The sequence below is a fragment of the Nocardia brasiliensis ATCC 700358 genome (genome assembly GCF_000250675.2).
Classification (GTDB): Bacteria; Actinomycetota; Actinomycetes; order Mycobacteriales; family Mycobacteriaceae; genus Nocardia; species Nocardia brasiliensis_B.
The window spans coordinates 2,079,720-2,106,204 of sequence record NC_018681.1 but is presented as its reverse complement, the minus strand read 5'-3'; the positions used below and the strand labels follow the sequence as shown (position 1 = coordinate 2,106,204).

The 26,485-nt window shown below is 68.8% G+C and carries 27 protein-coding genes; 21 read left to right on the top strand and 6 right to left on the bottom strand.

Translation table 11 applies throughout. The features are described 5' to 3' along the window. Window positions 1–9 precede the first annotated feature (9 nt). Window positions 10–1,275, bottom strand: coding sequence for a glutamate-5-semialdehyde dehydrogenase (locus O3I_RS09365; RefSeq protein WP_014982665.1), 1,266 nt, complete (start codon window positions 1,273–1,275; stop codon window positions 10–12). A gap of 123 nt (window positions 1,276–1,398) precedes the next feature. Between O3I_RS09365 and O3I_RS09360 the strand changes: the two genes are divergently transcribed. The 4 genes from O3I_RS09360 (at window position 1,399) to O3I_RS09345 (ending at window position 6,152) form a co-directional block, all read left to right on the top strand. Then, window positions 1,399–2,274, top strand: coding sequence for a ribokinase (locus tag O3I_RS09360; RefSeq protein ID WP_014982664.1), 876 nt, complete (start codon window positions 1,399–1,401; stop codon window positions 2,272–2,274). Between the two features lie 137 nt (window positions 2,275–2,411). Further along, window positions 2,412–3,779, top strand: coding sequence for a glutamine synthetase family protein (locus tag O3I_RS09355; protein ID WP_014982663.1), 1,368 nt, complete (start codon window positions 2,412–2,414; stop codon window positions 3,777–3,779). A gap of 1 nt (window position 3,780) precedes the next feature. After that, window positions 3,781–4,851, top strand: coding sequence for an amidohydrolase family protein (locus tag O3I_RS09350; protein WP_014982662.1), 1,071 nt, complete (start codon window positions 3,781–3,783; stop codon window positions 4,849–4,851). Between the two features lie 77 nt (window positions 4,852–4,928). Next, window positions 4,929–6,152: an RtcB family protein gene (locus tag O3I_RS09345; protein WP_014982661.1), complete on the top strand. Its 1,224-nt coding sequence runs from the start codon at window positions 4,929–4,931 to the stop codon at window positions 6,150–6,152. A 50-nt stretch (window positions 6,153–6,202) separates the two neighbouring features. On the opposite strand, the gene O3I_RS09340 is transcribed toward O3I_RS09345, so the two are convergent. Both O3I_RS09340 and O3I_RS09335 read right to left on the bottom strand, forming a co-directional pair. Beyond that, on the bottom strand, window positions 6,203–6,685 hold the full coding sequence (locus tag O3I_RS09340; RefSeq protein ID WP_014982660.1) for a hypothetical protein: 483 nt from the start codon (window positions 6,683–6,685) through the stop codon (window positions 6,203–6,205). Window positions 6,686–6,749: 64 nt separating this feature from the next. Beyond that, on the bottom strand, window positions 6,750–7,859 hold the full coding sequence (locus O3I_RS09335; RefSeq protein ID WP_167829121.1) for a GGDEF domain-containing protein: 1,110 nt from the start codon (window positions 7,857–7,859) through the stop codon (window positions 6,750–6,752). Window positions 7,860–8,169: 310 nt separating this feature from the next. Here O3I_RS09335 and O3I_RS09330 point away from each other — a divergent pair, with 310 nt between their 5' ends. Beyond that, a complete protein-coding gene (locus O3I_RS09330; RefSeq protein ID WP_041563574.1) occupies window positions 8,170–10,293 on the top strand; it encodes a RecQ family ATP-dependent DNA helicase in 2,124 nt (707 codons plus the stop codon). 42 nt (window positions 10,294–10,335) lie between these two features. Here the strand turns inward: O3I_RS09330 and O3I_RS09325 are convergent, their stop codons facing one another. Continuing rightward, window positions 10,336–10,644 carry a hypothetical protein gene (locus O3I_RS09325; protein ID WP_029899785.1) on the bottom strand — a complete coding sequence of 103 codons (309 nt, stop codon included), beginning with the start codon at window positions 10,642–10,644 and terminating at the stop codon, window positions 10,336–10,338. Next, window positions 10,641–10,880 carry a DUF6364 family protein gene (locus tag O3I_RS09320; protein WP_014982656.1) on the bottom strand — a complete coding sequence of 80 codons (240 nt, stop codon included), beginning with the start codon at window positions 10,878–10,880 and terminating at the stop codon, window positions 10,641–10,643. The genes O3I_RS09325 and O3I_RS09320 overlap by 4 nt, the downstream gene beginning before the upstream one ends. 62 nt (window positions 10,881–10,942) lie before the next feature. Between O3I_RS09320 and ligD the strand changes: the two genes are divergently transcribed. From ligD to O3I_RS09260, 13 genes are all read left to right on the top strand, one after another. Continuing rightward, complete coding sequence (gene ligD / locus O3I_RS09315) at window positions 10,943–11,917, top strand: non-homologous end-joining DNA ligase (protein ID WP_014982655.1); 975 nt, start codon at window positions 10,943–10,945, stop codon at window positions 11,915–11,917. Between the two features lie 96 nt (window positions 11,918–12,013). Then, window positions 12,014–12,964 (top strand): D-isomer specific 2-hydroxyacid dehydrogenase family protein, encoded by a 951-nt coding sequence (locus O3I_RS09310; RefSeq protein ID WP_014982654.1) that lies wholly within the window; start codon window positions 12,014–12,016, stop codon window positions 12,962–12,964. 153 nt (window positions 12,965–13,117) lie between these two features. Next, the gene (locus tag O3I_RS09305) at window positions 13,118–13,474 is read left to right on the top strand and encodes a nuclear transport factor 2 family protein (RefSeq protein ID WP_014982653.1); all 357 of its coding nucleotides are present in this window, start codon (window positions 13,118–13,120) and stop codon (window positions 13,472–13,474) included. A gap of 48 nt (window positions 13,475–13,522) precedes the next feature. After that, window positions 13,523–13,942 (top strand): hypothetical protein, encoded by a 420-nt coding sequence (locus tag O3I_RS09300; RefSeq protein WP_014982652.1) that lies wholly within the window; start codon window positions 13,523–13,525, stop codon window positions 13,940–13,942. Between the two features lie 135 nt (window positions 13,943–14,077). Next, window positions 14,078–15,064: an alpha/beta hydrolase gene (locus O3I_RS09295; protein WP_041562507.1), complete on the top strand. Its 987-nt coding sequence runs from the start codon at window positions 14,078–14,080 to the stop codon at window positions 15,062–15,064. A gap of 1 nt (window position 15,065) precedes the next feature. Continuing rightward, entirely contained in the window at window positions 15,066–15,971 is a 906-nt protein-coding gene (locus O3I_RS09290; RefSeq protein WP_014982650.1) for an SDR family NAD(P)-dependent oxidoreductase, read from the top strand. A gap of 7 nt (window positions 15,972–15,978) precedes the next feature. Beyond that, window positions 15,979–16,899, top strand: coding sequence for a reductase (locus tag O3I_RS09285; RefSeq protein ID WP_041563572.1), 921 nt, complete (start codon window positions 15,979–15,981; stop codon window positions 16,897–16,899). 10 nt (window positions 16,900–16,909) lie between these two features. Continuing rightward, window positions 16,910–18,415: a flavin-containing monooxygenase gene (locus O3I_RS09280; RefSeq protein ID WP_014982648.1), complete on the top strand. Its 1,506-nt coding sequence runs from the start codon at window positions 16,910–16,912 to the stop codon at window positions 18,413–18,415. A 69-nt stretch (window positions 18,416–18,484) separates the two neighbouring features. Further along, window positions 18,485–19,240, top strand: a complete 756-nt coding sequence (locus O3I_RS09275; RefSeq protein WP_041563571.1) for a MerR family transcriptional regulator — start codon at window positions 18,485–18,487, stop codon at window positions 19,238–19,240. Between the two features lie 95 nt (window positions 19,241–19,335). Further along, a complete protein-coding gene (locus tag O3I_RS46240; protein WP_063632240.1) occupies window positions 19,336–19,752 on the top strand; it encodes a glycosyltransferase in 417 nt (138 codons plus the stop codon). 2 nt (window positions 19,753–19,754) lie between these two features. Beyond that, on the top strand, window positions 19,755–21,878 hold the full coding sequence (locus O3I_RS09270) for a cytochrome P450 (RefSeq protein ID WP_063632239.1): 2,124 nt from the start codon (window positions 19,755–19,757) through the stop codon (window positions 21,876–21,878). A gap of 37 nt (window positions 21,879–21,915) precedes the next feature. Continuing rightward, a complete protein-coding gene (locus tag O3I_RS09265; protein ID WP_014982646.1) occupies window positions 21,916–22,446 on the top strand; it encodes a pyridoxamine 5'-phosphate oxidase family protein in 531 nt (176 codons plus the stop codon). A 177-nt stretch (window positions 22,447–22,623) separates the two neighbouring features. After that, window positions 22,624–23,718 carry a methyltransferase gene (locus O3I_RS09260; RefSeq protein WP_041562505.1) on the top strand — a complete coding sequence of 365 codons (1,095 nt, stop codon included), beginning with the start codon at window positions 22,624–22,626 and terminating at the stop codon, window positions 23,716–23,718. 30 nt (window positions 23,719–23,748) lie between these two features. On the opposite strand, the gene O3I_RS09255 is transcribed toward O3I_RS09260, so the two are convergent. Beyond that, complete coding sequence (locus tag O3I_RS09255; RefSeq protein ID WP_237748276.1) at window positions 23,749–24,324, bottom strand: TetR/AcrR family transcriptional regulator; 576 nt, start codon at window positions 24,322–24,324, stop codon at window positions 23,749–23,751. Window positions 24,325–24,411: 87 nt separating this feature from the next. On the opposite strand from O3I_RS09255, the gene O3I_RS09250 reads away from it, so the two are divergent. From O3I_RS09250 to O3I_RS09240, 3 genes are read left to right on the top strand one after another with little or no spacing between them, the layout of a single operon-like run. Continuing rightward, the gene (locus O3I_RS09250) at window positions 24,412–25,233 is read left to right on the top strand and encodes a class I SAM-dependent methyltransferase (protein ID WP_014982643.1); all 822 of its coding nucleotides are present in this window, start codon (window positions 24,412–24,414) and stop codon (window positions 25,231–25,233) included. Then, window positions 25,234–25,671: a hypothetical protein gene (locus O3I_RS09245; protein WP_014982642.1), complete on the top strand. Its 438-nt coding sequence runs from the start codon at window positions 25,234–25,236 to the stop codon at window positions 25,669–25,671. Window positions 25,672–25,714: 43 nt separating this feature from the next. Continuing rightward, window positions 25,715–26,479 carry an aminoglycoside adenylyltransferase family protein gene (locus O3I_RS09240; RefSeq protein ID WP_041562504.1) on the top strand — a complete coding sequence of 255 codons (765 nt, stop codon included), beginning with the start codon at window positions 25,715–25,717 and terminating at the stop codon, window positions 26,477–26,479. Window positions 26,480–26,485: the final 6 nt, after the last annotated feature.

Sequence of the window (26,485 nt, the reverse complement as noted above, 5' to 3'; positions counted from 1 at the left end):
CCCCTCTACTTATACGGGCCGAATCTGGCCCTCGCCCCACACGATCCACTTGGTGGAGGTCAGCTCCGGTAGGGCCATCGGGCCGCGGGCGTGCAGCTTCTGGGTCGAGATGCCGATTTCGGCGCCGAAGCCGAACTGCTCGCCGTCGGTGAACGCGGTGGACGCGTTCACCATCACGGCCGCGGCGTCGACCCGGCTGGTGAATTCGCGGGCCGCGGCGATCTCGCCGGTGACGATGGCTTCGGTGTGCCCGGTGCCCCAGGTATTGATGTGGTCGATGGCCGCGTCCAGGCCGTCCACCACCTTGAGCGCGATATCGAGGGTGAGGTACTCCTCGCCCCAGTCCTTGTCGTTCGCCGGCACCAATCCGGGCAGGTCGCCGTGCACGGTGACGCCGTGCCGCTCCAGCGCCTCGATCAGCTTCGGCACCGCCGTGGTGGCGATGGCGTCGTCGATGAGGACGGTCTCGGCGGCATTGCAGACGCTCGGCCGGCGGGTCTTGGCGTTGAGCAGGATCTGCTCGGCCATGTCCAGGTCGGCGCCGGCGTGCACGTAGACGTGGCAGTTGCCGGTGCCGGTCTCGATGGTCGGCACCTGCGCGTCCCGGACCACCGCGTTGATCAGGCCCGCGCCACCGCGCGGGATGACCACGTCGACCAGGCCGCGGGCCTGGATCAGGTGGGTGACGCTGGACCGGTCCGCGCTGGGCAGCAGCTGCACGGCGTCGGCCGGAAGGCCCTGTGCGACAAGCGCGTCCCGCAGCACGGTGACCAGCGCGGCATTGGAGTGGGCGGCCGAAGACGAGCCGCGCAGCAGCGCCGCGTTGCCGGACTTGAGGGTGAGCCCGAAGGCGTCCACTGTCACGTTCGGCCGCGCCTCGTAGACCATGCCGACCACCCCGAGCGGCACCCGGACCTGCCGGGTTTCCAGACCGTTGGGCAGCACCGAGCCGCGCACCACGGTCCCGATCGGATCGGGCAGCCCCGCCACCTGGCGCAGGCCGGAGGCGATGCCGTCGATCCGGGACTTCGTCAACCGCAACCGGTCCAGCAGCGAATCCTCGGTGCCCGCGGATTTCGCCGCCATCAGGTCCTCGGCGTTGGCATCGAGGACGGTGTCAGCCGCCGCGAGCAGTGCGTCGGCGGCCGCGTGCAGCGCCTCGTTCTTCTGCGCCGTGGTCAGCTGAGCCAGCACCCGCGACGCGACCCGAGCCTTGCGCGCGGCCTCGTGCACCACCTCGCGGACATCCACCTCGGACGCCGTTTCTACCGTCATGGCTACAGCCTACTGACCCGGTCCAGGGCGATTCCCACCGCTGCGCGCGACCGCCACCAGGCCTGTCTCGAAGTCTGTGGCGGCGCCGGATCGGACTCGGCGACAGGGCCTAACCTCGACGGCATGGCCGAAAAAACGGACGTTGCCTCGATCGCGGTGCTCGGCAGTATCAACATGGACCTGGTGACCACGACCCGGCGGCGGCCGGTGCCCGGGGAGACGGTGCTCGGGACGGGGTTCGCGATGGTGCCGGGCGGGAAAGGCTCGAATCAGGCCATCGCGGCGCAGCGGGCGGGCGGGTCGGTGCGGTTCGTCGGGGCGGTCGGTGACGACGTGTTCGCGGACGAGCTGCGGCGGGCGCTGACGGACGCGGCCGTGAACGTGGATCGGCTGCGCACCGTGACCGGGCCGAGCGGGGTCGCCGCGATCGTGGTGGACGACGGCGGCGAGAACAGCATCATCGTGGTCGGCGGGGCGAACGCCGGGCTGACCGAGCTGACCGAGGAGGACCTCGCGGTCATCGCCGACGCCGATATCCTGCTGTGCCAGTTGGAGATCCCGATCGAAACGGTCGCCGCGGCGGCCCGGCACGCCAGGGCGAACGGCACGACGGTGCTGCTCAACCCCTCGCCGGCGCAACCACTTCCCGCCGGCCTCTGGTCGAATATTGATGTGGCAGTGGTCAATTCGGGCGAAGCCGAGCAACTCGGCGCCGCGCTGGACCCGGTGGCACACGTGGTGATCACCCGCGGCGGCGACGGTGCGGTCTATCGCGGGCCGAACAGCGAGATCACCGAGCCCAGCCCGCACGTCGAGGTGGTCGACACCACCGGCGCGGGCGACACCTTCACCGGCGCGCTCGCCGCAGCCTGGGATCGCGGCCCCGAATGGGCGCTGAAGTGGGCGGTCACCGCGGGCGCCCTGGCCACGACCAAGCTCGGCGCCAGCACCTCCATCCCCACCGCCGAGCAGATCACCGGGGCGCTCGTCGCCGAATAGCCGAACGACACACCTGCCGAACAGTGGGTTGCTCCCGCCGGAACTGCCCGCCGCCACCCGCGAATCCCCTGGGCGACACCGGGTTCGACCCGGCGAGTTGTTCCCTGGGCCGGACCCGCGGGCTATCGTTGACGTTCATGCCGACCATGCCGGAGCGCATACCGTCCGAGGACGACCACGAGGCGCTGATCGGCAGGTTGGACGCCGATATCGTCGCCCTCACCTTCGTCGACAACGCCGGGATCACCAGGGTGAAGACCGTGCCGATGCGCCGGCTCGCGCAGGCCGCCCGGTTCGGCGTCGGGGTCTCGCCCTGCTTCGAAACCTTCGCGTTCGACGACCTGATGACGGTCGGCAAGTATCTGGGCGGGCCGGACGGCGACCTGCGGCTGGTCCCGGACCTGTCCATGCTCACCGAACTCGCCTGCCAGCCCGGCTGGGCCTGGGCGCCCGCCGACAAATACACCCAGGACGGCACCCCGTTCGTGGCCTGCCAGCGCGGGTTCGCCACGCGGCAGGCCGCGGCGGCCCGCGCGGCGGGGCTGCGGCTGTCGATGGCGTTCGAGACGGAGTGGTCCATCGGCCAGGACACCGCCGAGTTCACCCCCGCGATCCACGGGCCCGCCTACGGCTTGGTGCGGCTCGGACAGGTCGCGGACTACGCGCGCGAACTCGTCGCGGTGCTGGAGCGGCAGGACATCCTCGTCGACCAGTTCCATCCCGAGTACGCACCCGGCCAGCTGGAACTTTCGGTGCAGCCCTCCGACCCGGTCGGCGCCGCCGACGACGCGATCCTGGTGCGGCACACCATCCGGCAGGTGAGCACACAGTACGGCTGGCGCGCCCAACTCGCCCCCTGCATCGATCCCGCAGGTGCCGGTTCCGGTGCACACCTGCACTTTTCGGCACAGGACGACGACGGGCCGCTGTTCGCCACCGGCGAGGGCCCCTACGGCATGCGCGCGACCGGCGAGGCGTTCCTCGCCGGAATACTCCGGGAACTGCCCGCATTGGTCGCCGTCGGCGCGGGCAATCCGGCCAGTTTCCTGCGCCTGGTGCCGTCACGCTGGGCGGGGGCCTGGCAGTGCTGGGGCCGGGAAACCCGCGAAGCGGCACTGCGTTTCGTCACCGGCGTGCGCGGCACGGCGGAATGGGCGGCCAACGCCGAGGTCAAATGCTTCGACGCGACCGGGAATCCGTATCTGATCGTGGGCTCGATCATCGCGGCCGGCTTGGCGGGGATCGCCGAGGGACTGCGGCTGCCCGCCGAGATCACCGGCGACCCGGTGGATTTCGACGCCGAGCGCTTGATGATCGCCGGCGTACGGCGGTTGCCGACCACCTCCGGCGAAGCCGCCGAACGTCTGGCCGATTCCGCGGTGCTCGCCGAGGCGATGGGCCCCGAACTACACGACGCCCTGCTCACCGTACGCCACGCCGAAGCGACGCGTTACCGGGACACCAGCCCGGAAGAGCTTGTCGCACTGACCCGTTGGCGGTTCTGACGTGCTGACCGACGAACTCACCCTGACCGATCATCACTGCCACGGCGTGGTACCCGCCGATCTCGATCGTCCCGGTTTCGAGCAGTTGCTCAGCGAGGGGCCGAGCGGCACCTTCGACTCCACGATCGGGCTCGCCGTGCGCCGGTGGTGCGCACCGGCCCTCGACCTGCCGCCGCATGTGGGCGCGGATGCCTACCTGTCCCATCGGGCCGAGCTGGGCTGGCGCGAGACCGCGGTCCGCCTGCTCCGCGCGACCGGGACGACCAGCTGGTTCCTCGACACCGGATATGGCGGCGGCACAGCGGATTTCGGCGCGCTCACCGACGGCGAGGTGCGCGAGATCGTGCGCATCGAACAGGTCGCGGAGCAGGTCATCGCCGAGGTCGGTGCGGGGCGGAAGGTCTTCGAGCAGATCGAGGCACGGCTACGGGCGCGGGCGCGCGACGCGGTGGGGCTCAAGACCATCGTGGCCTATCGGTGCGGCCTGGACTTCCCGCTGCGGGATCGGCCGCCGCGCGCGGTGCTGCCCGAACGCAGGCTCGCCGACCCCGACCTGCTCGGCTGGCTGGTCTGTCTCGGCGCGCGGATCGGCGCCGAATACGGTCTGCCGCTGCAGTTCCACACCGGCTTCGGCGATACCGACCTGCGGCTGCACCGGGCGGATCCGTTGCTGCTCACCGACTTTCTGCGCAACACCGCGGACACCGGCCTGACGGTGATGCTGTTGCACTGCTGGCCGTTCCATCGCAACGCCGCATATCTGGCGCACGCGTTCGCGCACGTCCGGATGGATGTCGGGCTCACCGTGCCGTATGTAGGGCACCGCGCCCAAGCGGTGCTGGCCGAAGTGCTGGAGCTGGCGCCATTCCGGTCGCTGTGCTATTCCTCGGACGGCTACGGGCTGCCGGAGCTGCACTATCTCGGCGCGCTCTGGTGGCGGCGCGGCCTCGGGCGGCTCCTGGACGAGTGGATCGCCGACGACGTGATCACCACCACCGACGCCGAACGCCTCGCCGCGGGCATCGCCCACAGCAACGCCGAGGCGGCATACCCGAGCACGCCGGCGCGGTGAACCGGCATTTAATCGAGTGCACTGCGCACACCTGATCCCTACCGTTGAGCGGTAACGACAACGAGAGGATCGAACCGATGTTTCCCGTCGAGCTGCGCGGTACCCGAGCGCAGACGCTGATGTGGGCCGAGGAGCACGCCGTCGAACAGGCGGCGCTGCAACAGCTGCGGAATATCGCCGCGCTGCGCTGGGTCCACGGCGTCCGCGTGATGCCGGACGTGCACCTCGGCAAAGGCGCGACGGTCGGTTCGGTGATCGCGATGAAAGACGCGGTGTCCCCCGCCGCGGTCGGCGTGGACATCGGTTGCGGCATGGAGAGCGTCAAGACCGACCTCACCGCCGCCGACCTGCCCGACGATCTGCGGTCGCTGCGGTCCCGGATCGAGGCGGCGGTGCCGGTGGGCTTCTCCGCGCACGACGACGCGGTCAACGTGGCCAAGCTCGGTGCCGAAGTTTCCGCGCTGGGCGCGAGCACCGCGACCCTGCGTACGGGCTGGGATCGCTTCTGGGGTTCGTTCGCCTCGCTGGACGACGGCGTGCGGGCACGAGAGGCCAAGGCGCACAAGCAGATGGGCACGCTGGGCGGCGGCAACCATTTCATCGAGGTCTGCCTCGACCAGGACGACGCGGTGTGGATCCTGCTGCATTCGGGCAGCCGCAATATCGGCAAGGAACTCGCCGAGCGGCACATGGCCGTGGCGCGCACGCTGCCGCACAACGTCGACCTGCCCGATCGCGATCTGGCGGTGTTCCTTTCCGGCACACCGGAAATGACGGCCTACCGGCGCGACCTGACCTGGGCGCAGGAGTACGCCGCGCGTAATCGTGCGGTGATGCTCGCCCTGGTCTGCCGGGCAGTGCGGGACGAATTCGCCGAGCGCGAAGTACGTTTCGAGCAGCCGATCTCCTGCCACCACAACTATGTGGCGGAGGAACTCATCGACGGCGTTCCGATGCTGGTGACCCGTAAGGGCGCGGTGCGGGCCGGCGCGGGTGATCTCGCGCTGATCCCGGGCTCGATGGGTACCCGCTCATATGTGGTGCGCGGCAAGGGAAATCCGGCCTCGTTCCAGTCGGCCTCGCACGGCGCGGGCCGGCGGATGAGCCGGAACGCGGCGAAGAAGCAGTTCACCGTCGCCGACCTGGTCGCGCAGACCGAGGGCGTCGAGTCCCGCAAGGATGCCGGTGTGGTGGACGAGATCCCGGCCGCCTACAAGGACATCGACGAGGTGATTGCCGCACAGCGCGATCTGGTCGACGTCGTCGCGACGCTACGCCAGGTGCTGTGCGTCAAGGGCTGAGCCGTTGACACCGGGCCGCGCGCACCACACCGTGGGCGCGCGGCCCGGATCTACTTGCGCCGCAGAGTGGCCGCGATCCCGGCGCCGATCAGGAACAGGCCGGTGATCAGCGCGAAGCCGTTCAGCACCCAATTGTGCAGGGCGAGATGGAAATCGTCGGACAGCTCCGGGAGGTTCTCGATCTGCCGGTAGGTGTCCTCCGGGAACAGGATCTGCAACAGGCCGGGGATCAAACCCCACACCAGGCCGGCGATGACCGTGCCGACCGGCGAGAACGCGGCCAGCGCGGCGACCAGGAACAGCAGCACCGCGCCCCCGATGATCTGGAAGTTCGAACCCCACCGGTCGGCGGCGGTGCCGAGCAGCACCCACTGCCGGGTGTCCAGCGCACCGTGCGCGGCGAGCCCGATCCCGATCGGCGTCACCACCAGCCCGACGACCGACCCGATCAGCGTCCGCCCGAAGCCGCTGCGGGTCTGGAACTGCGTGCCCGGCGGTGACCAGCCCGCGGGTGGCTGATAGTTGCTCGACATGGTTGCCCTCCTGCGGGTTCCCGGCGCCGGGAATCTTCCCAGTCCTATTCTCCCCCGGCGTCCGTCACGCCGAGTCGCGAGTGTCGACGCCGTAGAGCGCGGCGATGTTCTCGACCACGACGGTGTTGCCGCCCCGCTGTTTCGCCTGATACATCGCGCTGTCCGCGCAGCGGATCAGATCCTGCACCAGCCGGCGGGTGCGGTGGAAGCCGACCACGTCCGCCTCGCCGATCGACAGGCCGATGCTGGCGGTCACCGAGATCGATCCCATCGGCGCGGCGAGGGCGGCGCGCAGCCGCTCCGCGGCGTCCATCGCGTCGGGCAGCGACAGCCGCGCGACGATCGCGAATTCCTCGCCGCCGAGCCGGGACACGATGCTGTCCGCCGGTGCGTTGTACAGCAATCGTTCCGCGGTCGTCACCAGCACCTTGTCCCCGGCGTGGTGCCCGAAGGTGTCGTTGACGACCTTGAACCGATCCAGGTCGGCCATCAGGACACAGACCGGAACCGGGCCGGGGCGGGCGACCACCAGCGAGGAGTGGTATTCGAAACCGCGCCTGCTGAGCAGCGTCGTCAGCGGATCGGACAGCATGTCGGTGCGCAGCACCCAGTAACAGAACTGCAGGCCCGGCGCCACCACCGTCGCCGCGACCATGCCGAGGATCATGATGGCCGCCGAGGCCGGGTCGCCCTCCCCGAACAGCGGCACGGCGAGCACCACGGCCGAGGCGAGCGACCACGCGGTGTGCACGGCGAGCAGCCGCGGACTGTGGAAAGCGCTGACGTAGATGCCGACGATCAACAGGAGCAGCATGCCGACCGAGCGCACCACGTAACCGGGGCTCAGCAGACAGACCACCGTGACGCACACGTCGCCCGCCGCGATGAGGACCAGCGATTCCAGCACGTTCGGCCAGGGCAGGAACCACCAGCGCGCGACCCACACGACCGACAGCGCCGCGATGCACCAGAGCACCGTCCGGCCGAGCAGCGTGTCCGGGCCCGCAGGCGAGGTCACGGTGAGCACGCTGATGAACGGCGTTGCCAGGCCGCACAATCCGATCGCGATCTTCACCACGCCGAGCGCGGAGCGGGACTCCAGGGCGTTCACCACCCAGCGATAGTCGACGCCGTCGCGCCACCAGTCCCGCAGCAGTTGGAGGTGGTCGGTCATCGCCGCACCCCGTTTGCTCCGCTCGTTCATTGCCACAAGTCCTCGGCGTCGACGAATCCTCGTATCTCCACGAAAAGCGCACCCGATGCGGTGAATACCGCCACCTGACGCCGGACTCGACCCGGCGACGTCACAGCAATTCAGGCAGTGTAAGGCACATCACGAGTTCACCACCCCGGATATACCGACCGTTTCGAACGGGATTCGGCGCGTCGCCATCGCCGGTGGTAATGGACGGCGACAGGCGCACAGGGACGGGCGGACGCGACGCGCGCCAGGTGTGTCGGTACCGTCGGGCACGATGGAGCGCATGACCACGGCGACCGATGTCCCGGCGATCGACCTCACCGCACCCGACCTGCGCGAGCGCGCGGAGGCCCTGCTGCGCGAGCTGGCCGGGCCGCAAGCCCGGCTACGGGAGGATCAGTGGACCGCGATCGAGGCGCTGGTGGTGCAACGACGCCGCGCCCTGGTGGTGCAACGCACCGGCTGGGGTAAGTCGGCGGTGTACTTCATCGCCGCCAAGCTGCTGCGCGGCGCCGGCCGTGGCCCGACGGTGATCGTGTCCCCGCTGCTGGCGCTGATGCGCAACCAGGTCGCGGCGGCGCAGCGGGCGGGAGTGGTTGCCGCGACCATCAATTCGGGCAATATGACCGAATGGGATGAAATACATACCCAGGTCGCGGCGGGCGCGGTCGACGTGCTGCTGGTGAGCCCGGAGCGGCTGAACAATCCGGACTTCCGCGACCAGGTGCTGCCCAAGCTCGCCGCCGACGCGGGTCTCGTGGTGATCGACGAGGCGCACTGCGTATCGGACTGGGGTCACGACTTCCGGCCCGACTACCGCCGCATCCGGACCCTCATCGCCGACCTCGGCTCCGACGTGCCGGTCCTGGCTACCACCGCGACCGCCAACGATCGCGTGGTCACCGACGTGGCGACCCAGATCGGCACCGACACCCTGGTGTTGCGCGGCACGCTGGACCGGGAATCGCTGCACCTGTCGGTGGTGCGCTTCGACGACGCGGTGGAACGCACCGCCTGGCTCAGCGCGCAGCTGCACCGGCTGCCCGGCTCGGGCATCGTCTACACCCTCACCGTCGCCGCCGCGCACGACCTGGCCGACGTGCTGAACTCGCACGGGCACACGGTCGCCGCGTACACCGGCCAGACCGATCCGGCCGAACGCGAAGCGCTGGAAGCGGCGCTGCTGAACAACGAGGTGAAGGCGCTCATCGCCACCTCGGCGCTCGGCATGGGTTTCGACAAGCCCGATCTCGGCTTCGTCGTGCACGTCGGTGCGCCGTCCTCGCCCATCGCCTACTACCAGCAGGTGGGTCGCGCGGGTCGCGGCACCGCCCGGGCCGAGGTGGTGCTGCTGCCCGGTCCGGAGGACGCGCGGATCTGGAGTTACTTTGCCTCCGTGGCGTTTCCGCGCGAGCACATCGTGCGCGCGGTACTCGACGCGCTGGACACCGACCGCCCGCTGTCTACCGTCGCGCTGGAACCGATGGTGGAACTGAACCGGTCCCGCCTGGAGATGGTGCTCAAGGTGCTGGACGTGGACGGGGCGGTGCGCCGGGTGCGCGGCGGCTGGCTCAGCACCGGGCAGCCGTGGACCTACGACACCGAACGCTACGAGCGGTTGTCCGCGGCCAGGGAGGTCGAACAGCAGGCGATGATCGACTATCAGTCGACCACCGCATGCCGGATGGAGTTCCTGCGCCGCCAGCTCGACGATCCCGGTTTGCCTGCGGCGCCGTCGGATTCACCCGGCTGCGGGCGGTGCGACAACTGCACCGGCACCCGTCCCGACGTTTCGGTGGACGCCGCGGCGGTCGCCGCGACCCGGGCCCGCCTCGATCGGCCCGGACTCGACCTCAGCCCGCGCAAGCAGTGGCCGACGGGCATGGCGAAACTCGGTGTTCCGTTGTCCGGCAAGATCACCGACGGCGCCGAGACCGGCCGGGTGCTGGGCAGGCTGACCGACCTCGGCTGGGGCCAACGCCTGCGCACCCTGCTCGACGGACCCGACGACCCGATCCCCGACCCGGTCTTCGACGCCTGCATCGCCGTACTGCGCGACTGGAACTGGGCGACCCGCCCCACCTCCGTCATGGCCCTCGCGTCCCCGCGCTACCCGGTGCTCACCGCGACCCTCGCCGCCCGCCTCGCCGAAGTGGGCCGCCTCGATGATCTAGGCACGCTGCCGACGCGCCCCGACCGCCCCCCGGTCTCCGCCGCCAACTCCGCGCACCGCGTCGCGGGCCTCTACGACTCCTGGGACGTCCCCGACCTCACCGCCGTCGAGGGCCCGATCCTGTTGGTGGACACCCTTTCCGACACCGGCTGGACCCTGACCCTCGCCGCCCACGCCCTGCGCAAGGCAGGCGCGGACGCCGTCCTCCCCTTCGCCCTCGCCTCGGTGACCTAGCGCAGCACACGCCCACCGCAGGGCCACACGCCGAGCGCTGCGCTACAGGCTGAGGGTGGCGCGGAGGCGGGCGTCGAGGGATTCGCACTCGGCGGCGGTGAGTTCGCCGAGATGCTCGGCGAGCCAGGGGCGGTAGGCGCGGTGTAGTTCGAGGGTGTCGGCCCAGCCGTGTTCGGTATGGGTGGCGAGCACGTGCCCGGGGTCCGCCTCGCGGAGCGGGACGACGTGCAGCCAGCGGTACGGGGAGGTGATCACCGCGGAATCGGAGACCAGCACCACCGTCATGCGTCTGGGGAGCGGGGTGCCGTCGCTGAGCGCGGGAGAGTAACGCCAGATCTGTCCGCGCCTCATGCCGCGCCGCGAGCGTCGGCTTCGGCGGCCTCGGTGACGTGCACGTCGTCGTAGGCGGCGGCGCGTTCGGCTTCCTCGTCGACGGCGAGCTTGGCCAGGCTGTCGTGCACGAGCGCGGATCGCAGCGAGGCGTTGATCACCGAGGACAGGCTGCGTTTCTGCTGGTCGGCCGCCTGTTTCGCCCACTCGGCCACCTGCGGGTCCAGCGTCACCGTGACACGCGTCGCCTTGCTCATACCCACATGCATACCAGACCGATGCACTCGGCGCGGGCGCTCGATCGGCTATCGTCGGACCCGTGGCCAGCAAGTCGGCGGCGTCGGCCATCGAATTGGATGTCGGCGACCGCACAGTCCGCATCAGCAACCCGGACCGGGTGTACTTCCCGGAGTCCGGTGCGACGAAGCTCGACCTGGTGCAGTACTACCTGAGCGTCGGCGACGGCATCGTCCGCGCGCTGCGTGATCGGCCGTGCATGCTGCACCGGTTCCCGAAAGGACTGGCCGGGGACAAGGTGCATCAGAAGCGCCTGCCCGCGGGTGCGCCGGACTGGATTCCCACAGTGCGCGTCTTCTTCCCCCGGTACGGCAGGCATGCCGACGAGCTGTGCGTGCACGAGTTGGCCGATGTCATCTGGGCGGTGCAGATGTCGACCGTGGAGTTCCATCCGTGGAACTCGCGCGCGGCCGATACCGAGAGCCCGGACGAATGGCGCATCGACCTCGACCCGATGCCGGACTGTCCGTGGTCGCGGGTGCAGCGGGTCGCGGGCGTCGTGCACGAGGTGCTCGACGAACTGGGCGCGGTCGGCTGGCCGAAAACCTCCGGCGGCAAGGGTTTACACGTCTACGTGCGGATCGCGCCGCAGTGGGGTTTCCAGGACGTGCGGCGCGCCGCGCTCGCCTTCGCCCGCGAGGTCGAGCGCCGCGCACCCGACGACGTCACCACCACCTGGTGGCGCAAGGACCGCGATCCCGCGATGCTGTTCGTCGACTACAACCAGAACGCCCGCGACCACACCATCGCGGCCGCCTACTCGGTGCGCGGCGTGCCGGCGGGCACCGTCTCCGCTCCGGTCCGCTGGGACGAGATCCCCGATATCGATCCACGGGATTTCACCATGCGGACCGTTCCCGCGCGGTTCGCCGAACTCGGCGACCTGCACGCGGGCATCGACGACGCGGTCTTCGAGATCGATCGGTTGCTCGAGTGGGCCGACCGCGACAAGGTCGACGACGACCTGGATCAGGAAACCGACCTCGACCAGGAGTGACCCGAGGCCGTCTGGCCAGCGGTGATAACGTCGCTGCGGCACTGATCGACGGTGTCGCGCGAATCCGTCGCACTGCTTCGAAGGAGGTCCATGCCCATGAACCGACCGGTGGCAGCGATAGCGATCGGACCCGCCGACCCACCGCCCGCACTGTTGGCGAAGGCGGTCGCGGAGGCCGGCGCGCAGGTGACCGACCTGGCCGCGGCCCGCGGCTTGATCTGGGCGGGCACGCCGGGACAGTTCCCCGACGAGCTACCCGCCTCGATCGAATGGGTGCAGCTGCCCGCGGCGGGCGTCGAGCAGTGGTTCGACGCGGGGATCATCGCGAACCATCCGGACATTCGGTTCACCTCCGCCGCAGGCGCTTTCGCGGCCAGCGTGGCCGAGCACGCGCTGATGCTGCTGCTCGCCGGGGTGCGCTACCTGCCCGAGCAGCTGCGCGCGGCGAGCTGGCGGCAGCAGGACTTCGTCCCGCATATCGGTTCGCTGCGCGGCAAGACCGTCACCATCGTCGGCGCGGGTGGCATCGGCCGCGCGCTCATCCCGATGCTGATCCCGTTGGGCGCGCACGTGATCGCGGTGAACCGCTCCGGCAACCCGGTCACCGGCCCCGGCATCCCGGACACGATCGAGACGATCTCCACCGATCAGCTCTCCAGGGTGTGGGCACGCACCGACCACGTGGTCGTCGCCGCACCGGCCACGCCCGCGACCACCCACCTCATCGACGCCGACGTGCTGGCCCGGCTGAAACCGTCCTCGTGGATCGTCAACATCGCGCGCGGCAGCCTGATCGACACCGACGCGCTGGTCACCGCGCTGGCCTCCGGGGCGATCGCCGGCGCCGGACTCGACGTCACCGATCCGGAACCCCTCCCGGACGGGCATCCCCTCTGGGTACTGCCGAACGCCATTGTCACGCCGCATGATTCGAATCCGCCACAACTGCGGCTGGCCGCCTTCGCGGACCATGTCGGCGCGAACGTGCGACGGTTCGTCGCGGGCGAGGAACTGCTCGCGCCGGTCGATCCGGAACGCGGCTACTAGTCGTATACGTATGCCGAGCCGCTCGGCGTACGTATACGACCGCGAAAAGTACCTATAGATGACTGATTCGGGGCAACCCCCTGCGGCCATAACGTAGTCCCTGTCACCGCAACGACAGCGAAACCGCAGATCACAGCCCCGAAGGAGCTCATCATGGACACCATCGTCGCCCAGTACCTGGAAGCCTGGAACACCACCGACGCCGTAGCGCGCAAGGCCGCGGTGGCCCGGGTGTTCACCGAGACCGCGGGCTACACCGACCCCCTCATGGCGGTCACCGGCCACGACGCCATCGACGCCGGAATCGCCGCCGCGCAAGCACAATTCCCCGGCTGGACGTTCCGGCTGGCCGGTCCGGTGGACGCGCACCACGATCAGGTCCGGTTCACCTGGGAGCTCGGCCCGGCCGACGCACCCGCCGTCGTCGTCGGCTTCGATGTGGCCGTGCTCGAGCAGGGCAGGATCGCCAACGTGTACGGCTTCCTGGACCGGGTCCCCGCCACCGCCTGATCGAAACTCCCTCTCCTCCATACTGATTCACCGAAGGATGGCACCGCCATGACCACCACCGCCCCGACCTACCTGTCCTCCGTGCTCGCCCCCGGCCCGAAGCTGCTCCGCCTCTCGCTTCGCTTGGACGCGGTGGTCACCGGCGTCAACGGCCTGGCCTATCTCGCTCTGGCCAAGCCGCTGGAGTCGCTGCTCGGCCTGAACACCGAGATCGGCATCCCGATCGGCGTCTTCCTCACGCTGTACGGTCTCGCGGTGGCGGTCATCGGCACCCGGTCCACGATCAGCAACGGCGCCACTCGCGCAGTGATCGCGGCCAATTCGGCCTGGGTCGTCGTCAGCCTCGCCGCGCTGCTCGAAGGTGCCCTGGACCTGAACGTGGCCGGCTCGGTGTGGGCGGTCATGCAGGCGGTGACCGTCGGCGGCTTCGCCGCTCTCCAGTACCTGGGTCTGCGCAAAGCGTCCTGAACCAGCCGAAACCCAACCGGGGTACCAGCAGGTCTGCTGGTACCCCGGTCGTTTTTGCAGGTCAGGGCCACTTGCAAAAAGCCTGCAATAAATGTGCCATTGACAACTGGCACATTCATGGATGATTCTGGGCACATGACAAGGTCAACGAGGACCTCGGTTCCCGGCGTACCCACGGCACCGTCCGTGCAGGCGACGCTCGCCGCGACGGCCACCCGGCTCGGCTTGCGGCAGCTCAACTGCGCGGTGCCGATGAACGCGCCGGGAGTCTGGTTCGCCCGCAAGCTCGTCGCCACCTTCATGGCCGTCGGGGGTCCGGTGCCGAACGGTACGCAGGTCACGCCGGTACGGTCCGGCGCGGTGCGCGGGGAATGGGTCCGCGCCGCCGGTGTGTCGTTCGGCCCGCGCGCCATCTACTACCTGCACGGCAGCGCCTACGTGATCTGCTCCGCCCGAACCCACCGCGCGCTCGCCGCGCAACTGTCCCGCAAGACCGGCCTGCCCGTTTTCGTCGTCGACTACCGGCTCGCCCCGGAGCACCGCTTCCCGGCGGCGGCCGATGACGTCGAGGCAGGCTACAACTGGCTGCTCGAGCAAGGCTACGCCCCGGAAAACCTTGTGCTCGCGGGTGATTCGGCAGGCGGACACCTCGCGCTCGACCTGCTCGTGGAGAACGGCCGTCGCGGCATGGCCACCCCGGCCGGCGTCGCGTTGTTCTCACCCCTGCTCGACCTCACCCTCGGTCTCGCCGCCGAGCAGGAACGGCAGCAACCGGATCCGCTCATCACCGCCGCGGCGGCGAGCCGGATGCCTGCGATGTACACCCGCGGCCTGCCCGCTGATACACCACGGGTGCGGCTGAGCATCCCCGACGGCCTCGCGTTGCCGCCGATGCTGGTGCAGGTCGGCGGCGCCGAAATGCTGCGCGCCGACGCACGGGCGCTGTGCGCGATGGTGCGCGCCGCGGGCGGCAGCGCCGATCTAGAGGTCTGGCCGGGCCAGATGCACGTCTTCCAGGCGTTGCCGCTGCTGGTGCCCGAGGCAGACCGAGCCCTGACGCGCGCGGCCGACTTCCTGTCCGCCGCACTGGCCTCCCATCCCGTCTCGGAAAAGGTGAGCTGACATGTTCGGACTGGAAAATCTGCTGCCACTGGGTAATCGACCGCGGCGCAGCTACGGCGCGCGAGCGGTGGTGACCGGCGCGGGCAGCGGCATCGGCCGGGCCTTCGCGGTCGAGATCGCCAATCGCGGCGGCCATGTGATCTGCGCCGATATCGACGAGGGGCGGGCCGACGAGACCGTCGCCCTGATCGAGCGCAAGTTTCCCGGCGCCGCGCACGCGTTCCGCTGCGATGTCGCGCAGCGCGAAGACGTGGAAAACCTTGCGCGCTTTGCCGAATCGCTGTTCGAGCGCCCGGTCACCTTGGTGATCAACAACGCCGGCGTCGGCATCGGCGGAACCCGGGTCGGCCAGGTCGGATTCGACGACTGGGAATGGGCCCTCGGCATCAATCTGTGGGGCGTGGTGCACGGCTGCGAGGTGTTCACGCCGAAACTGCGCGCCGCCCGCCGCGGCGGCATCATCAATGTCGCCTCCGCGGCGGCCTTCACCGCCGCGCCCTCGATGGCCGTGTACAACGTGTCGAAGGCGGGCGTACTCGCGCTCTCGGAGACGATGGCGGCCGAGCTGAGCGGCACCGGCGTCGCCCTCACCGTGCTGTGCCCGACGTTCGTGAAAACCAATGTGGCCAAGGACGGCCGGATCACCCAGCAGTCCGCGCGGCTCGCCGACACCCTGATGCGCTGGACCGGGTTCTCCCCCGAGACAGTCGCCCGCAACACCCTCGACGCACACGATCGTGGACAGCTCTACGTGCTGCCGCAATTGGACGCGCACGTGATCTGGCGGCTCAAGCGCTACTTCCCCGCCCAGTACACCTATGTGCTCGGCCTCCTGGATCGCGTACTGCCCCAGGACAATTCCCCCGCCAACGACCCCGCTTCGGTCACCGACAAGACAGGAGTCTGACATGGCCATCGCAATGGACTTCGACGACATGCTCACCAAGATCAAGAACCGGCAGTGGGCGCTGGCCGATATCGATTGGGACGCACCGGGTGCCGAGACGATCTCGCCCGAACTGCACGCCCGGCTCAAGCCGTTCATGGCCGACCTGATGTGGATCGAGAACGTCGGCGCGCGCGGTTTCGCCGCCATGGCGAAGAAGGCGCCCACCGAAACGCTGCGCGAGATCTATCGGTACTTCCACGCCGAGGAGCAGCGTCACGCCAATGCCGAGCTGGCACTGATGCGGCGCTGGGGCATGCTCGAGGGTGACGAGATCCCGCAGCCGAACGTGAACGTCAAGCTGGTGATCGACTTCCTGGACAAGTACGCCGACGACATGTCGCTGTCGTTCCTCGGCACCGTGATCCCGATGCTCGAGGTCGCACTCGACGGGGCGTTGGTCAAGTTCATCATGGACGAGATCGAGGACCCGGTCTGCCAGGAAGCCTTCAAGAAGATCAACAACGACGAATCCCGGCATCTGGCCGTCGATTTCGCGGTGATGGATCTGCTCGGCCACTCCCAGGCCCGCAAGCTGTTCATCGACCTGGTCGGCGGCTGGATGAAGCCCTCGCTGATCATCGGCGTGCTGAGCTACGTGCCGCTGCTGAACAAGATGCGCGACAACATCGTCGAGATGGGCGTCGACGAGGAGAAGCTGTATACAGCGCTGAAGCGCTACGCCAATGTCGGCGAGCGCAGCGAGTTCGCGCGCCGGCTGCCGATGTACCAGATCGTGAAGATGCACGGCGGCTGGGTGATCGACCGCGGCCACCCGTACCACCTGTTCGCCGACGCACTGGTGAAGATCACCGCGCGGGTGCCCAAGGCCCTGCTGCGCCGCGACCCCACCTGGGTCAAGGAAGTCACCTACGAGCCGGCGGCCTGACGGGATGGCAATGACGAACAAGACCCTGGACGTCGCGATCATCGGTGGCGGCTTCGCCGGTATCGGTGCCGCGATTCGGTTGAAGCAGAAGGGCATCGACGATTTCGCCATCTTCGAGCGCGGCGAATCCATCGGTGGCACCTGGCGCGACAACACCTATCCCGGTGCGGCGTGCGATATTCCGTCCCGGCTGTACTCCTACAGCTTCGCGCCGAATCCGAACTGGTCGCACACCTATTCGGGCAGCAACGAGATCCTCGGCTACATCGAGACGATGGTGGCGGAGTTCGGGCTCGCGCCGCATCTGCGGTTCGGCCACAACGTGACCGGCATCGTCTTCGACGAGGCGGCCGGGCGGTGGGAGATCTCGATCGAGGGCCGCGCCGACACCGTGCTCGCCCGCACCGTGGTGCTCGCCTCGGGGCCGCTGGCCAACGCGAGCTTCCCGAACATCCGCGGCATCGAAAACTATGCCGGGCACAAGATTCACAGCGCCCGGTGGGATCACGACTACGACTTCACCGGCAAGAAGGTCGCCGTCGTCGGCACCGGAGCCAGTGCGGTACAGATCATTCCGGAGCTCGTCGACAAGGCCGCCTCGGTCAAGGTCTTCCAGCGCACGCCGGGGTGGGTGCTGCCACGGGTGAACCGGCGGACCAACGCCGTCACCAGGGAGCTGTACCGCCGGGTGCCCGCCACCGAGCAACTGGCCCGGCAGGCGTGGTTCTACGGGCACGAGTCGGTCGCGCTCGGCGTGGTCTGGAACACCCCGCTCACCCGGGTGGTCGAGCTGGTCGGCAAGGCCCAATTACGCAGGCAGGTCAAGGATCCGTGGCTGCGCAGGCAGCTCACGCCCGACTTCCGGGCGGGCTGCAAGCGACTCCTGATGACCGACGACTACTACCCCGCGCTGCAACGGGACAACTGCAAGCTGATCACCTGGCCCATCGCCACCCTGTCCGAACGCGGTATCCGTACTGCGGAAGGCATTGAGCACCAGGCGGATTGCATCGTGTTCGCGACCGGGTTCGATGTGTCCAAGACCGGCACGCCGATTCCGGTGGTCGGCCGCGACGGACGGGTGCTCGCCGACGAATGGTCGCGCGGCGCATACGCGTTCAAGAGCGTCGCGGTGTCCGGGTATCCGAACATGTTCCTCACGTTCGGGCCGAACTCCGGGCCGGGCCACAATTCGGCGCTGGTGTACATGGAGGCCCAGATCGACTACCTGGTGCAGGGCATCGACACCATCCTGAAGCAGGATCTGCGCGTCCTCGATGTCCGCAAGGACCGGCAGGACCGTTACAACGAGGGCATGCAGCGCAGGCTCACCGGCACCACCTGGAACTCGGGCTGCAAGAGCTGGTATCTCACCGAGGACGGTTTCAACGCGACGATGTACCCGGGCTTCGCCTCCCAGTACGTCAACCAGCTGCGCACCGTCGACCTCGCCGACTACACGGTGGTGCCGTCGGCCGGTCAGGTGCGTAAGACGCGGATCGCGGCGGTTTCGTAGGTGATCGGTGCCGGAGATCGGGGCGATAGACTCGGCTCCGGCACCGTGGCGGGCGAGGAGGTGAGGTCGATGGAGTACCGGATCGATGACCTCGCGCGCGCCGCGGGCACCACCACCCGCAACGTGCGCGCCTATCAGGAGCGTGGCCTGTTGCCGCCGCCGATCGGTAAGGACGGCCGGGCCAGCATCTACGACAACTCGCATCTGGAGCGCTTGCGGCTGATCGACGCGCTGTTGCAGCGCGGGTTCACGACCGCGCACATCGGGGATTTCATCACCAGCTGGGAGACCGGCAAGGACCTCACCGAGGTGCTCGGCCTGCAACACGCGGTGACGGCCTCGTGGTCTAAAGACGAGACATTCGAGGTGCCCCGCGAGCTGATCGGCACCATTCTCGGCGCCGAGGCCGACGAGCTGGTGGACCGGCTGCGCGAGATGAAGCTGGTACGGCTCGAGGGCGACACCGTGGTGTTCACCGACACGCAGCTGCTCACCTCGTTCGCCGAACTGCACGAGTACGGCCTGGAACTGCGCACCCTCATCGAGATCTACGCCAAGGTGGCCGACCGGATCGATGACATCACCCACATCATGATCACGGCCGCCAAACAGCACATCATCGATGAGCACGGCCCCGGCTGGCTGCCCGATACCAGCAGCGAGATCGCGGACACCACAACGATGTTGAGCAAAATGCGGGAGCTGGCCGTCGCCTCGGTGCACGCCACGCTCGCCCGCTCACTGGACGTGACCCTGCGCCGGGAACTCGGCGACTACCTGGCCACCGCGGCCGAACGCGAACGCGCCCGCACCGATCCCGCCTAGCCCCTGTCGCGAAGTCCGGCCGGATGCAGCCGGGAAATGGCCGAACCAGCGGCTGATGAGCGCCGGAGCGCGCGCTCGGTCCGTACCGTGGTGCCATGCACGTCGCGCTGTTCACCGACTTCCATCCCGGCACCATGGGCGGAATCCAGACCTCGGTGCACGCCCAGCGGCGGGGGCTCGAACGCCTCGGCCACCGCGTGACCCTGTTCTGCGCGCCCCTGCCCGGCGCCGCCGACACCGACCCCGATGTGGTGGTGCTGTCCGCGCTGGGTGGTGTCGTGGTGAACGGGTTCGCCATGGTGCTGCCGACCAGGACGAACGCCCGGTTGATCGACGCGGTGTTCGCCGAACGCGGCCCGGTCGACGTCGTGCACACCCAGACCACCTACGGCGTCGCCATCGCCGGGCTGCGCGCCGCCCGCAGGCACGGCATTCCGGTGGTGCACACCGTGCACAGCCGCGACGACGTGTTCATCCAGCACACCTCCCCCGCCCCTACCTGGCCGCGCTGACCATGCGCGCGCTGCACGGCCGCTTCGTCGCGCACCCCGAGCGGATGCCGCGCAACGACGAACCCCGGGCGGCCAGGCATGCCTGGCACACCATGGTCGGCCAGGCCCAGGCGGCGGATCGAGTGATCGTGCCGACCAACCATTTCGCCGAGCGGCTGCGCGCGCACGGGCTGGCGCGTCCACTGCGGGTGATCTCCAACGGCATCGATGACGCGCTGCTCGATCGAGCACAGACCGCCCACTCGGCCGAAACGGCCACTGCCGCAACCGGACCGCTGCGTGTGCTGTGGTGCGCCCGGCTGTCTGCCGAGAAGCGGCTGCTGGAGGCGCTCGACGCGGTGGCCGCGGTGCCGAACTGCGAGTTCGACATCTACGGTTCCGGCGATCTCGAGGACCGCGCGCGAGCGGTGATCGACGCACGCGGACTCGGGGCGCGGATACGGCTGCACGGCGCGGTCGACCAAGCCGAGTGCCTTGCCGCGATGGCGAACCACGACGTATTGCTTTTCCCCTCTTCAGGTTTCGATACCCAAGGCATGGCCTTGCTGGAGGCCGCGGCGATGCGGCTACCGGTGGTCTACTGCGATCCCGATCTGGCCGAGACCGTGCCCGACGGCGGCGGCATCCGCACCGGCGATCCGTCGGTGGCGGCGATCGCGGCGACACTGCGGGAATTGGCCGACGATCCCGACCTATTGGCGCCGATGCGCAAGATACTCACCGAGTACACCGATTCCGCGCGACAGTCCCGGCTGACCGCGTCGATCCTGGAGGTCTACGCCGCTGCCGCACAGCAGGTTCCGGATGTGCCCACCGCGCCGGGACGGCTGCCGCTGATCGGCCACACCGCGGTCGCGCTGCGCGACGGACTGCGCTTCGTCACCTCGCTGGCCGAACTCGGGCCGGTCGTGCGGATCTATCTCGGCCCGCGCCCGGCCTACCTGATCACCACCCCGGAGTTGGTCCGCGCGGTGGGTTTCGGCGAGGCAGGGCAGTTCCACCGCGAGGAGTTGCGCGAGGCGATCGCAGAGGTCATCCGCGAGGCGTCCAATGTGCTCAGCGGCAAACCGCACGAGCTCCGCCGCCGGTTGATCGCGCCCGCACTGCGACAACGTCGTTTGAACGAATATGCCGTGGTCGCAGCGGATCTCGCGAATACCTGGTCGACGGCGCTGCGCCCCGGACAGCAACTCGATCTCGCGGACGAGGCGCACCGCGTGGTGCTCGACATCATCTCCTCGACCCTGTTCACCGCGGACTTCGGTGCGCGCGCCAAACGCGAAGTGCAGCAGAGCATCCCGTGGCTGCTCGGCCAGGTGATCCAGCGCGCCGCGCTGCCGCCGCCGGTGCGCCGGATGCGGGCGCTGGCCAACCGCCGCTTCGCGCGCACGGCGCACCGGCTGCGCGCCCAGATCGGTGCGGTGGTCGCCGAATACCGCCGTGCCGACCGCGATTTCCACGATGTGCTCTCGGAGTTGGTCCGCCACCGCGACCCGGAGACCGGCGTCCGGCTCTCCGACGAGGAGATCATCGACGAGCTGCTGCTGATGCTCGCCGCCGGCGTCGGCTCGACCGCATCGATCCTCGGCTGGGTCTGGCACGAGATCATGCGCCAACCCCGGATCGCCGACGAAATACGCCGGGAGCTGGACGATTTCGTGGGCGCCGGGCCGGTGACCGCCGAACACGTCACGCGACTGCCGTACCTGCGCTCGGTTATCCAGGAGACGCTGCGCTTCTGGGGTCCGTGGGTGAGCACGCAGACCGCGGACGGTCCCGTCACGTTGGGCGAAACGATCCTGCCCGACGGCGCGACGGTGGTGTTCAGCCCGTACCTGATCCACCACAACCCGCACTACTATCCCGACCCGGAAACCTTCGACCCCGACCGCTGGTTCCCCGATCGGGTCGAGGAGATCGACAAGAAGACGATCCTGCCGTTCGGCGTCGGCAACCGGCACTGCCCCGGCAGCAACTTCGCGCTGATGACCATTACCCTGGCCACCGCCGCCCTTTTCGCCCGCTGGCAGCCGGTCCCCGACCCGCTCTATCAGGTCACCGCGTCGAACCGCGATTTCGTGCCCGCACCGTCCCGGATCCCGGTGGTCCTGCATCTTGCTCCGTAACCGATGAGATCCGCGACGTCATGTCGTCAGGAGAGGTATGGACACCAAGAATCTCGCAGACCTCTACTCGCTGCCCGCGCTGGAATGGTCGAGCGTGCGGGCGAAGCTCGAACAGAACATCCCGCAGGCGCCCGACACCGGCGGTCCGAACCGGCACTCCTATTGGCTGTCCACGCTCAATCCTAATGGCAGCCCGCACCTGACCGCGGTGGGCGCGCTGTGGCTCGACGGCGCGGTCGTGTTCACGACCGGCGCGCGAAGCCGCAAGGGCCGCAACCTCGCTCGGGATCCGCGCTGCGCGGTCAGCCTCTCGCTGCACGACTTCGATCTGGTCATCGAGGGGACGGCGAGTCAGGTCATCGACCCGGCGGTGGTGGCCGAGGTCGCCGCGCAGTACGCCGCGGACGGGTGGCCCGCCGCCCCCGACGCGACCGGGCAGGCGCTCACCGCCGAGTACAGCGCGCCGTCGGCGGGACCGCCGCCGTGGCACGTCTACCGGATCACCGCGCAGTCGGCGACGGCCCTGTCCACGGTGGAGCCCGGCGGCGCGACCCGCTGGACGTTCTGAACGCATCGGCCGCGGCCGGATCGCCCTGCCGAGCGGGTACGGACCACGTACGCTACGTGGGGCGCGTTGTTCACAGCGCACCAGCGCGGAGCTCGGTGAGCACTGGTGCGGCGAGCGCGCCGGCACGGGTACCGCGCTGATCCGGCGGTGCCGACCGTCGAGGGGATGGAGCCACCCATGGCATCCGGGCAATCGAGAGTTCCGCCGCAGGTGGTGGTCCGCGCCGTCGAACTGATCCGCTACGGAGTGGCCGTCGCATATCGCAAACTCGTTCCCGGCCATATCGCGGTGATGGAACTGCTCGCCGCCGGATGGCTCACCCAGGCGATCCACGCCGCCGCCGAACTCGGCATCGCCGACGCGCTCGCGGACGGCCCGCGCAGCGGGGCCGAACTGGCCGAACAGCTCGGAGCCGACGAGGACGGGCTGCACCGGCTGCTGCGCTTGCTCATCGCCTACGGCATCTTCACCCGCCGTCGCGACGGCAGGTACGCGCTCACGCCGATGGGCAAAGCCTTGCGCCGCGACAGTGCCGTTTCACTGCGTGACGCGGCGCTGTTCTTCGGCTCCGCGGTGCATCGCGACCACTGGTCGCATCTGGTCGACGCGGTGCGTACCGGTAAGCCGGTCGGCCAAGCGCTGCACGGCATGTCGTTCTTCGAGCACGTACAGGCCAACCGCGAACTCGGCAGGCTCTTCGACAACGCGATGACCAGCATCGGCACCCTCTCGCTCGGGCCACTGCTGGCCGCCTACGATTTCACCCGCTTCGGCACCGTCGTCGACGTCGGCGGCGGCGAGGGCACACTCATCGCCGAAATCCTGCGCAGCGCACCGGAATCCACTGGAATCCTGTTCGATCTACCGGAGGTCGCCGAGGCCGCGGCCGACCATCTCGCCGCGCGCGGCGTGGCCGAACGATGCACCATCGAGCGCGGCTCGTTCTTCGACACGGTGCCGCAGGGCGGCGACGTCTATATCCTCAAGCACATCCTGCACGACTGGCCGGAAGAGGACGCGGGACGCATCCTCAGCGCAGTCCGCGCGGCGATGAAACCCGGTGCGCGCCTGGTGATCGTCGAGCTGGTGCTGCCGGAGAACAATCACCCGCACCCGGGCAAGTTCGTGGATCTGGAGATGCTGGTGAACGTCGGCGGGCGCGAACGCACGGCCGCGGAGTATCGAGAGTTCTTGGCGCGCTACGGGTTCACCTTGCAACGGGTGATCCCGACGGTGTCGCCGGACAATATTCTCGAAGCCGTGCCGAGCTGAACTCGTTCGCCACGTATGCCTGCCAGGCGTCTACTCGGCGGTCAACGCACCACCGATCACAGTGGTCACCACTCTGATGACGGCGGCGGTATCCGGCAGCGGTCCCGTGCGGTCGGCGAACAGCAGGTGCCCCGTGCCGATCAAAGCGGGTGCGAGCGCGTCGATATCGGCATTCTTCGCGATCCGGCCGTGCACGCGTTCGGCGGCGAGGTACTCCGCCAGCATCGCCGTCGCCTCCGACATCAGCGGCAACCCGGTCGGCCAGCGGTGACGTAGCCTGGCGCGCAACTCGTCCCGGAACGTGACCAGGCCGACGATCGCCACCACGACCGACTCGAATATCGATGTCAGTGCGTCCGAGAGGTTTTCGACCACGGAGCCGGTGCCCGCCGACACATACAGTGCGGCCGAGAGCTGTTCCAGCTTGCCGACACGATCCAGCACCAGTTCGGCCAGGAAATCGTCGAAGTCGGCGAAATGCCGGTGCAGCACGCCTTTCGCGCACCCCGCCTCCGTGGTGACCGCCCGACTGGTCAGCGCGCTCGGCCCGTCCCGGCGCATGATCCGTTCGGCGGCGTCGAACAGCTGCGCGCGCACGTCACGCATGGCGACTCCCGTTGGCACCGTGTACATCCCCTTTCGTCGCCGAATCCACCCTTGCCGAGTGGGCACTTGCCCATTTACAGTGGGCACATGCCCACTATACCGCCGGGGCAATCGCCCGCCCCTCAGCTCGAATCCCATCGAGCCCGCGCGATCGCGGAATCATTCGGTAACGATGCCGCGCGCTACGACCGATGCCGTCCGCACTATCCCGCGGAACTCGTCGCGGCGGTCATCGACGCCATTCCAGGACGCAGCGTCCTGGACATCGGAGCCGGCACCGGCATCGTCACGCGGCAATTCCAGGCCGCCGGCTGCACCGTCCTCGGCGTCGAACCCGACACGCGCATGGCCGAATTCGCACGCCACCGGGGCGCCGAGGTCGAAGTATCCACCTTCGAGACCTGGGATCCAGCCGGGCGCAGTTTCGACGCCGCCGTCGCCGGGCAGACCTGGCACTGGGTCGATCCTGTCGCGGGCGCACACAAGGCCGCCGCCGCCCTACGTCCAGGCGGCACCGTCGCCCTGTTCTGGAACGTGCAACAGCCGCCACCCGAACTCGAACAGGCCCTCGCCGAGGTGTTCCGCCGCGTGGTTCCGGAATCCCCCATCGCGCACCTACCCAACGTGTCCAGCGTCGAGATCTACACCGCGATGTGCGACAAAGCCGCCGACGGCATTCGCGGAACGGCCGCGTTCGACGAGCCGCAACAGCAACGTTTCGAGTGGACCCAGCGCTATACCCGCGACGAATGGTTGGACTACTCCGCCACCACCGGCGCCACGACCCGCCTGGCACCGGCCGTACTGGACGAAGTACTCGCCGAACTCGGCGCGGTCATCGATCGAACGGGAGGCGATTTCGTCTGCCGCTACACGACCGTCATGGTCACCGCGACCAGAGTGGCTTGAGTGCTCGTATTGTTCGCCGACCCGCTATCCGATCTCTGGTACCGACACCTCTACGCCTGGTTACAGTCTCGGGAAACGCGCGACGAGATCGAGGAACCGATGACCACAACCATCACAGACGAGCAGATCCAACAGCTGGCCGCCTCCGCGAAGCCCTACAGCGTAGCCATCCTGCACTGGGGCCCGCAGCGACACATGGACGGCGCCGCCGCAATCGAACTCGAACACCAGCGGCGCATGGTGACACTGCGCGCCGACGGCGTCATAGCCATCCTCACTCCCGTCGTCTCCGACACCGTGGCGGGCATCGCCATCATGACCGTCACACCGGAAAAGGCCAAAGAGATCATGGACGGAGACCCCTGCGTCCAGGCCCAGATGATGCACTGCGAAGTCCACCCGTGCCTCAGCTTCCCCGGCGACACCCTCCCCGCCTGACCGGCTCGTTCGGGCGGTGGTGGAGTGGGGTTAGCGTGGTGGGGTGACGCAGGAGGATGGGGTTGCCGGGCTGGTTCGGAGGGTGTTCGGGGAGCAGTTGGTCGGGGTTTATCGGCATGGGTCGGCGGTGTTGGGTGGGTTGCGGCGGTACAGCGATATCGATGTGCTGGTGGTGAGTGCGGACTCGTTGGATGGGGCGCAGCGGCGGGTGCTGTTGGAGGGGTTGCTCGAGTTGTCGGGTGGGGTGGGGGGAGCGCTGCGGCCGGTCGAATTGACCTCGGTGGTGCAGGGTGCGGTGCGGCCGTGGCGGTATCCGCCGACGAGTGATTTTCAGTATGGGGAGTGGTTGCGGGCGGAGTACGAGGGTGGGGAAATACCCTCGGCCACAGTCAGTCCTGATCTGGCGGTGCTGATAACCATGGTGCTGGACGGAGATTCGACGCTGGTGGGGCCGCCGCCCGCGCGAGTGCTCGACCCGGTCCCCCGGGCCGATCTGACGCACGCGATGGTGGCGGGCGTACCGGAACTGGTCGAGGAACTCGGAACCGATACGCGCAATGTGCTTCTCACTCTCGCCCGCGTGTGGATGACGGTCGCCACCGGTGTGATCGCCGCTAAAGACAAGGCGGCCGACTGGGCGCTGGATCGGATCGCGCAGGAGCACCGACCGGTGCTCGCTCATGCGCGAGCCGTGTACCTGGGTGCGGCCGAAGAGAATTGGACAGGACAGGCCGCACGGATCGAGCGGGCCGCCCTGACGCTGCGTGCCGGGATCGAGCAGGCCGCCACGGGAAACGAGACGTCCTGAGGCCGA